General features: G+C 44.6%; 9 protein-coding genes and 1 riboswitch. Of the genes, 1 reads left to right on the forward strand and 8 read right to left on the reverse strand.

Annotated elements, in window-relative coordinates:
* Positions 1–51: 51 nt before the first annotated feature.
* The 8 genes from GT508_RS11475 to GT508_RS11510 all read right to left on the reverse strand — a co-directional run bounded on the left by GT508_RS11475 (position 52) and on the right by GT508_RS11510 (position 8,629).
* Positions 52–1,020 carry an MOSC domain-containing protein gene (locus tag GT508_RS11475; RefSeq protein ID WP_055281077.1) on the reverse strand — a complete coding sequence of 323 codons (969 nt, stop codon included), beginning with the start codon at positions 1,018–1,020 and terminating at the stop codon, positions 52–54.
* A 7-nt stretch (positions 1,021–1,027) separates the two neighbouring features.
* A complete protein-coding gene (gene moaA / locus GT508_RS11480; RefSeq protein ID WP_161144287.1) occupies positions 1,028–1,993 on the reverse strand; it encodes a GTP 3',8-cyclase MoaA in 966 nt (321 codons plus the stop codon).
* On the reverse strand, positions 1,990–2,481 hold the full coding sequence (gene moaC, locus GT508_RS11485) for a cyclic pyranopterin monophosphate synthase MoaC (protein WP_161144280.1): 492 nt from the start codon (positions 2,479–2,481) through the stop codon (positions 1,990–1,992). Before moaC ends, moaA begins: the two co-directional genes overlap by 4 nt.
* 30 nt (positions 2,482–2,511) lie before the next feature.
* Positions 2,512–3,714 carry a molybdopterin molybdotransferase MoeA gene (locus GT508_RS11490; RefSeq protein ID WP_161144281.1) on the reverse strand — a complete coding sequence of 401 codons (1,203 nt, stop codon included), beginning with the start codon at positions 3,712–3,714 and terminating at the stop codon, positions 2,512–2,514.
* 1 nt (position 3,715) lies between these two features.
* Positions 3,716–4,741, reverse strand: coding sequence for a molybdopterin-binding protein (locus tag GT508_RS11495; protein ID WP_161144282.1), 1,026 nt, complete (start codon positions 4,739–4,741; stop codon positions 3,716–3,718).
* Between the two features lie 36 nt (positions 4,742–4,777).
* Entirely contained in the window at positions 4,778–5,893 is a 1,116-nt protein-coding gene (gene mobB, locus GT508_RS11500) for a molybdopterin-guanine dinucleotide biosynthesis protein B (protein WP_161144283.1), read from the reverse strand.
* A 124-nt stretch (positions 5,894–6,017) separates the two neighbouring features.
* Positions 6,018–6,233, reverse strand: a riboswitch (molybdenum cofactor riboswitch).
* A 22-nt stretch (positions 6,234–6,255) separates the two neighbouring features.
* On the reverse strand, positions 6,256–6,873 hold the full coding sequence (locus GT508_RS11505) for a GNAT family N-acetyltransferase (RefSeq protein ID WP_161144284.1): 618 nt from the start codon (positions 6,871–6,873) through the stop codon (positions 6,256–6,258).
* 121 nt (positions 6,874–6,994) lie between these two features.
* Positions 6,995–8,629, reverse strand: coding sequence for a class I adenylate-forming enzyme family protein (locus GT508_RS11510; RefSeq protein ID WP_161144285.1), 1,635 nt, complete (start codon positions 8,627–8,629; stop codon positions 6,995–6,997).
* Positions 8,630–8,855: 226 nt separating this feature from the next.
* Between GT508_RS11510 and GT508_RS11515 the strand changes: the two genes are divergently transcribed.
* Entirely contained in the window at positions 8,856–9,533 is a 678-nt protein-coding gene (locus GT508_RS11515; protein WP_161144286.1) for a YoaK family protein, read from the forward strand.
* Positions 9,534–9,943: the final 410 nt, after the last annotated feature.

Consider the following 9,943-nt stretch of genomic DNA (forward strand, 5'->3'; position numbering starts at 1 on the left):
TCCTGTTCTTGTGTTTTTATAAGTTTACCAGTTGCTATATCTGCACCAGGATTATTTTCTGCCACATTCCTGTACATTTCCCCGCAGAACATCCAGTCCGTGAGGAAGTCTCGGAAGAATATACTCCAATGCTTCCGTCACTGCTTTCGGACTTCCCGGAAGATTGATGATCAGTGTCTTCTTCCGAATTCCCGATACTGCCCGGCTAAACATCGCACGGTCTGTAACCGTCATGGAATAATTCCGGATCGCATCTGCAATTCCGTTTGCCATGCGGTCACAGACTGCACAAGTAGCTTCCGGCGTTACATCCCTTGGTGCGAATCCCGTTCCACCTGTTGTCAGGATCAGATCAAGCTGCCTTTGATCTGCCAGACGAATCAGCTGCTTTTTCAGTCCTTCTTCGCCGTCTGGCAGAAGAAGTGTCTCTTTTATATCAAATCTGATATGTTCTTTTTCTTCACTTTCTCTTAGCATCTTTTCAACCGCCGGACCGCTTAAGTCTTCCCTCTCCCCGGCAAATGCTTTATCACTCAGTGTGATCACCGCAGTGCTGTATGGCCGGTTTGCCTGCGGCATTCTGACTTCTACACTGTCACCCACACAGATGTTTCCACCTTCCAGCACTTCTGCAAAAATTCCTTCTCTCGGCATGATACAGTCTCCCATCCGCCGATAGATTGCACAATGGCTGTGACATTCTTTTCCAATCTGTGTAACTTTCAGTCTGACAGTATCCCCGATCCGTATCTCGGAATCTACCGGAACATTTCTCAAGTCGAATCCCTCTATGATCAGATTCTCTCCAAATGCCCCGAAATCCACATCTGCTCCCTGTTCCCGGAACGCTTCAATCTTCTCCAGTGCAAGGAGGCTGATCTGTCTGTGCCATTTCCCGCCGTGTGCATCTTCTTCGATTCCCCAGTCCGGTACGATCCTGGCAGACTCTACCGGATACTTGGCAGTTCCTCTTTTTTTGCTGATACAGATTCCTCTGACTACGCCTTTCTTCTGATCCATCCTGTTTTTATCCTCCAATCTGTGCCATCTGATGTGCTTCTGTAATCTCCCCCGGCTTTTCAAAACAATGTGCCGCCGGCTTATTCTCTATGGCATGCTTTATCTGTTCTCTTATCTCATCATCTGTTCCGCTTTTCAGTAATTCTTTAAGCGGATATATATCCCCGTAGCACAGACACGGCTTCAGGTCTCCGGTTGAAGTCAGCCGTATGCGGTTACAGGTGTTGCAGAATTTACCGTGCATCGCACTAATGAATCCGATGCTTCCTTCAAATCCCGGGATCCGGTAATATACCGCAGGTCCGTTTCCATGTATTTCCGGATCTATCCGGATATCCGGATACTCTTTCTTTATTTCATCCAGTAATTCCAGATTCGATACACCTGTATTCCTCTTTCCACAGCCAATCGGCATCAATTCTATAAACCTGACATCTACCGGCAGTTTCTCTGCCAGTTTTACCAGTGCTCTCCATTCCTGTCTGTCACCGGCATCCTGCAACACACTGTTTACTTTGGTCCGTATTCCACTTTCTGCCGAAGCCTCCACTGCTTCCAGCACAGTATCACAGGCATCTGTTCCGGTGATCTTGTAGTACTTTTCATGATCCAGTGTATCCAGGCTGATATTTATCCCATCCAGTCCGGCATCCTTTAATGCTTTCAGGTTTTCTTTCAATAGGACGCCGTTTGTCGTCATCGTCACCTGGATGATACCCGGAATCTCTTTTATCATTCCGATCAGATCCACACAACCTTTTCTTACCAGCGGCTCTCCTCCTGTAATCTTGATCTTCCGGATTCCAAGCTCTTCTGCAAGCGTGCATATTTTTTTAATTTCTTCGTATGTGAGGATCTCAGACATAGCTACCTGCGTAATTCCATCCGGCATACAGTACCTGCATCTCAAATTACACCGGTCCGTAATGGAGATCCTCATATAATCAATTGTTCTTCCGACAGCATCGATCATATGTTCTTCTCCTGTCCGGCCTTCCACACTCCACTTTTTCCACCTGTTTTCTCCAACAGCCGGATATCCTTCATGCACATACCTTTATCCACTGCTTTACACATATCGTAGATAGTAAGCAGTGCTACCTGTACACCGGTGAGCGCTTCCATCTCTACACCGGTCTTTCCGACTGTCTTCGCTGTACAGCGCGCTTCAATTTCACAGGCTGCCTCTATATATTCAAATTCTATCATAACCTTGCTCAGATTCAGGATATGGCACAGCGGAATCAACTCCGATGTTCTCTTAGCTCCCATAATCCCTGCAATTCTGGCCGTTCCAAGAACGTCTCCTTTTTTCATTCCGCCTGTTTTCACTTTTTCGAAACACTCCTGCGACATTGAGATTCTTCCCATTGCCGTTGCTTCACGCACTGTGTCTGATTTTTCACTGACATCAACCATCACTGCATGTCCCTGTTCGTTAAAATGCGTAAATTCTCCCATGATTACTCCTTTTTTACTATGTGATTCTGCTTATATCCTGATTACCCGGACGGCTTCTCCTTCTGCATACGTCCGTTCACCTTCCGGAAAAATCACCAGGCAGTTACTTCCGATTCCGTTCTTAAGCTGACCGTTTTTCTGGATCTGTGGTAGATATACACCGCTTTCATCGCATCTTCCTTTTACAATCCGTTTCATTTTACCTGTCTTTACAAATGTCTGTTTCAGTACTTTCATCTGATTCTTCTGCAAATACCTGCCGGCTTCCACATCTGTCAGATAACTGCCGGCTAATACCTCAAATAACGCTTCCACAGCAAATGGATTGCCTGAAAGCGACAGAACCGGAGTTCCCTTCACCACCGAAAGCATCGTCGGCATTCCGGGTTTTACCTGTATCCCATGAAATAACACGTTTCCGGTCAGATTTTCTATGACACCCGCCAGAAAGTCTTTCTCTCCTACCGACACACCTCCGGTTGTAAGGATCAGATCTGCTTCTTTCCATGCTTCTCTGATCTCATCTGCAATTTTACTTTGGTCATCTCCTGCTGTCTGATACCGTACTACCTCGCAGTCCATCTCTCTTAACCTTGTACACAGCCAGATTCCATTCGCATCGTAGATTTTTCCCGGCTGCAGTGGTGTCTCCGTATTCTGTAGTTCATCACCCGTTGTGATCACCGCTGCCTTCAGTCTTTTGTACACCGTAAGGTCTCTTACTCCTGCTGCCGTGACAGCTGCCAGCAGATAAGAATCTACCGGGGTTCCGGCTTCTGCCAGCAAATCTCCTGCCGAAAAATCTTCTCCCGCCGGGCAGTAATTTTCTCCGGGCTTCGCATTATGATATATCCGGACTGCTCTTTCGTCCCATTCTGCATCTTCCTGCTTTACCACACAGTCTGCGCCTTCCGGTATCATCGCACCGGTCATGATCCGTACTGCCTGATACGGCTTTAGCACAAGTTCCGTCTCCTGTCCGGCACACACGCACCCTGTAACTTCTAATGTAACCGGATGCTGTATATCCGCCCTGCATATATCTCGGCCTCTCAATGCGAATCCATCCATTGCGGATCTTGGAAACGGCGGCTGTGTCACTGCCGCATATACCGGCTTTGCCAGAATCTGTCCCAGACAGTCTGCCGACCGCTTTTCTTCTTTTTTTCTTACAGGCATGCAGGTTTTAAACAACTCCTGCGCCTGTTCAAGTGTTACTCTGGATGGTCGCACTTTATGTCTCCTTTCCAAATGGGCAGACCGGATAATGGCATTCCCGGCATCCCAGGCAGAGTCCTCCATGTCCCATCCGGATAATCGCTTTCCGGTCAATCCGGACTCCTGCCGCTATTCTCGGAAGGATCAGGTCAAATACCGTCGCCTTTGCATACATCACACACCCCGGAAGTCCGACAATCGGTGTCCCGTCCTCAAAATATCCAAGACACAACATTGCCCCAGGAAGTGTCGGTGCTCCATAGGTTACAATCCCGGCTCCGGAAGCTTTGATCGCCCCCGGCGTCTTATCATCCGGATCAACACTCATTCCTCCTGTACAGATGATCAGATCCACTCCTGATTTCTTCATATCTGCAATCGCCTGTGTAATCATCTCCATGTCATCACTGCACAGCACATGTTTTATCATCTGTATCCCGAATGCTTCCAGTTTCTTTTCTACTACCGGCGTAAACTGATCCTTGATCAGGCCTTTATAGACTTCACTTCCTGTCGTGATCACACCTGCAGTCTTTAATTTCCACGGTGTCACCTTCAATAATGGTTCTTTCCCCGCTGCTTTTTCTGCTTCTTCCAGTTTCTTTTCATCTATGACCAGCGGAATCACACGCATTCCCGCAAGCTTGTCTCCTTTTCTCACTGCCATATTCGTATGTCTGGTCGCGATCATGATCTCATCGACACTGTTCACATCATATAAACGCCCGACATCCACTTGAAATAAACCGTCAATATCCGCAATCAATTCAATCTTTCCTTCTTTTACTTCTGACGGATGCATATTTTCATTCTGTGCGATCTTACGCAGGCGTTCCGCACCTTCATCTTCATGAAGCATTCCATCTGTCTTCTCCCAGACATACAGATGTTCTTTCCCAATCGAAAGCAATACCGGAATATCTTCTTCTGTAACAACATGGCCCTTCCGGAATCTTGCATCTTTCGTTACTCCCGGAATGATCTGTGTCATGTCGTGACATAATACATGTCCTGCTGCATCTTCTGTTCTGATCAGTCTCATATTTTTCTCCTCATTTTCTTTTTGTTTACATTATTATCATGATATATTCTGTATATAGCTGAATAAAAAATCTGCCGTTTTCTCTATCTCTTCCAATGTGAAGACATTTTCGCAATCCAGAATCTCCACATCACTGATCACTGCCAGACATTCTTCCGGCAATAGCGGCATGGGTTTTCCGCTCCCCTTCCGGTGCAGCATAATCTTCGGCCATGGTCCTTGTTTAAATCCTTCCGTCAGAATCAGATCTACTCCGTCTATCTTTTTCAGAAATTCTTCCGGATCTGTCTGCCTGTTTTCCATCAATACCGCTTTTTCCGATGAAATCAGTCCTGTCACATCTGCCCCGGCTTTTGTGAAACGGTCACTGTCTTTTCCTTCGTGGTCAATTTCAAATCGGTGTCCGTCATGTTTCACAATTGCGATCTTAAGTCCCTGTGCTTTCAGCTTTGGGATTAATCTTTCCAAAAATGTCGTCTTACCGGTGCCGGAATATGCAACAAAAGATACAATCGGAATATCTGTGTGCAGTTCTTTTTCCAGTCTGACTGCTGATCGTTCTGTAAACGTCTGATATTCCTCCCTGGTATTGATATTTTGGAATTTACGGCTTCCATCCGACAATCCTTCTACAGCTACATAACACACTCTCAGACGCTCCAGCAGGTGCTTTACTTTCAAATCTCCGGATTCCAGCTGTTCTTTCAGAATCTCCAGTATAGATTTCCGATACCATGCACAGAGAACGTATTTCCTTCCGGTTCTGTCTACCGGGATTACTGCATCGATTCCATCTGTCAGATAATGTTCCAGTTCCTGTGCCGTATCCCAGTTAACCAACGGCATATCACAAGACATTACCCAGACCTTATCATAACTACATTCTTCCAACACCGAGCAGAGTCCCATAAGCGGACCCTTATCCGCTTCCCGGTCTTCGATATGCCTTGCTCCTATCTCAGGATAATCCCGCCGGTCTTTTACCGAGAGCAATATCTCATCTGCGTCTTTTAGATTTTCCTCTATCTGTTGTAAAAATGTCTTCTTCCCAATCAAAAGTCCTGCTTTATCCTGAGCCATCCGGGTGCTTTTCCCTCCGCAAAGTATCACTGCGCTGGATCCGGACTTTATCTTATCCAATTCTACATTCATAATATAAAAAACCTGCTCTTTCCGAAAAAAGAGCAGGCAGACACAGAGAACTTGCCATGTATTCAAAAAATCTGCCACTGGCAGTTCTTTACAGATGCTTGGACATCCGGCAACTTCTCTTGTATATCTCAGGTGCTGCTCTCCTTTCCAAATATGCGGGAGGCAGATACGTTTCCACATCTACCCTGAGGAACTGACATATCTGCCGTTCCTGGCCAACATCCCATCATCACAATTCTTTTATTATGTCTAATTTTGATTTCATTTTGCATACATCAACGTCTCAGATATGATACTTTATGTGATCTTAGGCATGAAGGCTTCGGAGAAACCTTGTATTTTCACTTATTTTAATATGCATATTATAAACGTAGTTCTCCGTTCTGTAAAGAAATATCTCTCACAATCTCCGGAAAAGCAATCACCGGCGGCTGATCTGCCACGTGCTCTCCAATCTCTTTTTCCATCCACGCCAGATTATACCACCTGTGGAATTTATAACCACAGTTTGTAAACCAGCCGACCATACGATATCCCAGATGTTCATGATAACGGATACTTGCATTGGTCAAATATTCATCTTCTATTTCCGTACAGGCGATACACGCATTCATATTCAGTACATTTTGCCTCTTTAATATCTTCTCCAGCTTATCATACAGTGCTGTTCCGATTCCCATTCCTTTTTTATTTTGGTCCACATAGATAGATGTCTCTACATTCCATCCACCTGCCGGTCTGTCGTGAAAGGCACTTGCATATGCATAGCCGCATATTTCCCCATTTAACTCTGCCACAAGATATGGATATCTCTTCAGCACGCGTCTGATTCTTCCTCGGAATTCTTCCACGGTCGGCACATCATACTCATATGTAATAACTGTGTGCTCGATATAAGGCGCATAGATTGCAAGCAGTGCTTCCGCATCTTCCTCTTTTGCAATCCGGATCTTCATTTCTTTTTTCTCATTCTGATTCATTCTATCTTCAGCTCCAGTCTGCTTATTTTTCATTCTCACTATTATAAACATGTCTGTAAAAAAATGTCATCTCCCTGCAAAGTTTTCCTTGCAAAAGAAATGACATTTCTGATACTTTTCATTATCCCTGGTTCTGTGCTGCAACCAGCTGTGTTGCTCCGTATTTCGCACGAAGCTTTGGTTTTTCAATCTTTCCGGTAGGATTACGTGGGACATCTGCAAATATAATCTTCCGTGGTCTCTTATATCTTGGAAGCTTCTTACAGAATTCCTGAATATCCTCTTCCGTACATTCTACTCCCGGCTTCAGTTCAATGATCGCCGCTGATATCTCGCCCAGTCTGTGATCAGCAAGCCCGATAACAGCTACATCCAGAATTGCCTCGTTGGTACGCAGGAAATCTTCGATCTGCACCGGATAGATATTCTCACCGCCACTGATGATAACATCTTTCTTACGGTCAACCAGAAAGATAAAGCCATCTTCATCTTCCATCGCCATATCTCCGGTATATAACCATCCATCATGCAAAACTTCTGCGGTTGCTCTTGGATCTCTGTAATAACAGGTCATGACTCCAGGTCCTTTGACTGCAAGTTCTCCGGTCTCGCCCTGTTTTACAGGCTCACCCTGTTCATCAATAATCTTCGTTTCCCATCCATATCCGGCTTTTCCGATAGCTCCTACTTTATCAATATTGTCCACTCCAAGATGTACACATCCAGGTCCGATAGACTCACTCAGACCATAGTTCGTGTCGTATTTGTGATTTGGGAAGTATTCTTTCCAATGTTTGATCAGACTTGGCGGTACCGGTTGTGCTCCGATATGCATCAGTCTCCACTGATCCAGATCATAATCTGCAATGTCCAGTTCTTTGTTGTCAAGTGCAAGCAGAAGATCCTGCGCCCATGGTACTAACAGCCATACGATTGTACAGTGCTCTTCAGATACAGCCTGTAAAATTGTCTTTGGACTTGTTCCTTTTAACAATACTGCCTTTCCACCAGTCAGAAGACTGCCAAACCAGTGCATCTTGGCTCCGGTATGATACAACGGCGGAATACACAAAAACACATCGTCTTTTGTCTGACCGTGATGATTCTGTTCTGCTTTTGCCGCATGCATCAACGATTCATGATTATGCAGGATTGCCTTCGGAAATCCTGTTGTTCCGGATGAAAAATAAATAGCTGCATCGTCATCGTCGTTCACATCAATCTTAGGTGACTGACTGGAGCAGTTAGCTGTATGCGCATTGTAATCCTCCGCAAAACCGGGACATCCGTCTCCTACAAAATATAACAGACGTCCTTTACTGATCTCGTCTGCAATCTCCTCTACTCGTCCGATGAACTCCGGCCCAAATACCAGAATATCTATCTCTGCAAGTTCTACACAATACTTGATCTCATCCGCAGAATAACGGAAATTCAAAGGTACCGCCAGTGCTCCGGTCTTCAGGATTCCGAAATAGATTGGCAGCCATTCCAGACAGTTCATCAGGAGAATCCCCACTTTTTCTCCTTTTTTTATTCCTCTTTCAACCAGCAGATTGGCAAATCTATTTGCCTTTTCGTTAAATACATTCCATGTAATTTCTCTTCTGTAATAAGCTGCACGGGATGGTTCAATCAGGTCAAACTCCTTCCATGTAGTTCTTTTTGTCTCCGGCATCTCCGGATTGATCTCTACCAGCGCAACATCGTCTCCGTACAGGCGGCAGTTTTTCTCCAATATATCTGTAATCGGCATTGGAAAATTCCCCTTTCGTGTTCATTTCATATTTATTATGTTTTATATGATTCTTAGCGTCTTTAGCTTTCGTACTTTAACGCTTTTATTCATTAAAGTCTATAATACTCAACTTTCCTTCAAATGTCAATCTATATTTGTATTATTTTCCATTCAATCGAATTTTTCTGCACTTTTGTTTGATTTTTCTGCTTCCCCAGCCTATAATAGGCAACGGGTGATAAAAATGAATTGGATACATAATCATAAACGCGCATTACTGCACATAAACCTTGCATTTATCGGTGGACTGACCGGTGTCTACGCCATCTTAGTCCGCGGTGGTAACTTCGGTGCCGCACAGACCATGAATCTGATTGAAATGATCTTAAATTTTGCTGAAATGAATCTGACAGATGCTTTTCTGCGTCTGGCGATTTTTATTTTATATGGTCTTGCAATCATTGCAGCTTTCTTAATCGGGGAACGTTTTTCCTCCGTAAAATCTTATATCGCACTGGTGATAGAAATAGTCTGTGTATGGATTGCCGGAATCATTCCGTCATCCGTTCATCCATTGATCGCACTGTTCCCTGTATTCATCCTGAATGCATACCAGTGGCAAACGTTTACTACTCCAGAATGTTATAACAGTTCCACCATCTTTTCGACAAATAACTACAAGCAGACCGTTCTTGCGTGGATGAGATATCATATGACTCATGATCAGTCACAAAAAAAACGCGCATGGCTTTTTACAGGTACACTGATTTTCTTCCATCTAGGAGTTCTTGCCGGATATTTTGCAGTAAAGCACGCCGGAATTCATGGAATATGGTTTACATTCGTGCCGCTCATTACAGCCACCTGTCTGGTGCTTCCGATTGGTGAGGTAGAGATACTTGAGGCTGATGTTGGGATTTAATTCAGGAAGGCTGTGGATACCCGAACCGGAATAAAACTTGAAAAGGCGTTCCTGCTCAGGTTCCATCGGCGGGTCAATTCTAAAGGGGTAAAATTCTGCTAAAAGCAGGCTTTCAAAATTTGAAACTCGGCATACGCCTCAGACAGTCAAATTTTGAAAACCTAACGCAGAATTTTACCCCTTAAGAATTACCAACGCCTCTTTCACATTCACTGGAACGCCTTTCCAAGTTTTATTCCGTGTGTATCAAATGCCTTACGAATGAAATGGCAAATGCGTAACCGTAGTGGCTTCCACTGGGTTACACTTCCGGGCATTTTATTTATTAACATCCGCTGCCAGTCACGACTTGAAGGAAACAATAGATAAGGATTATTGTGAATGTGGAATGCCGTTAGAAACATTTAGAG

Source organism: Dorea sp. BIOML-A1, from assembly GCF_009875615.1.
In the GTDB taxonomy this organism is placed as follows: Bacteria; Bacillota; Clostridia; order Lachnospirales; family Lachnospiraceae; genus Dorea_A; species Dorea_A amylophila.

What these genes read in the sequence shown, in the direction of transcription:
- GT508_RS11495 (WP_161144282.1), bottom strand. Translation starts at nt 4,741, where the DNA reads ATGAGACTGATCAGAACAGAAGATGCAGCAGGACATGTATTATGTCAC.
- GT508_RS11475 (WP_055281077.1), bottom strand. Translation starts at nt 1,020, where the DNA reads ATGGATCAGAAGAAAGGCGTAGTCAGAGGAATCTGTATCAGCAAAAAA.
- mobB (WP_161144283.1), bottom strand. Translation starts at nt 5,893, where the DNA reads ATGAATGTAGAATTGGATAAGATAAAGTCCGGATCCAGCGCAGTGATA.
- moaA (WP_161144287.1), bottom strand. Translation starts at nt 1,993, where the DNA reads ATGATCGATGCTGTCGGAAGAACAATTGATTATATGAGGATCTCCATT.
- GT508_RS11515 (WP_161144286.1), top strand. Translation starts at nt 8,856, where the DNA reads ATGAATTGGATACATAATCATAAACGCGCATTACTGCACATAAACCTT.
- moaC (WP_161144280.1), bottom strand. Translation starts at nt 2,481, where the DNA reads ATGGGAGAATTTACGCATTTTAACGAACAGGGACATGCAGTGATGGTT.
- GT508_RS11510 (WP_161144285.1), bottom strand. Translation starts at nt 8,629, where the DNA reads ATGCCGATTACAGATATATTGGAGAAAAACTGCCGCCTGTACGGAGAC.
- GT508_RS11505 (WP_161144284.1), bottom strand. Translation starts at nt 6,873, where the DNA reads ATGAATCAGAATGAGAAAAAAGAAATGAAGATCCGGATTGCAAAAGAG.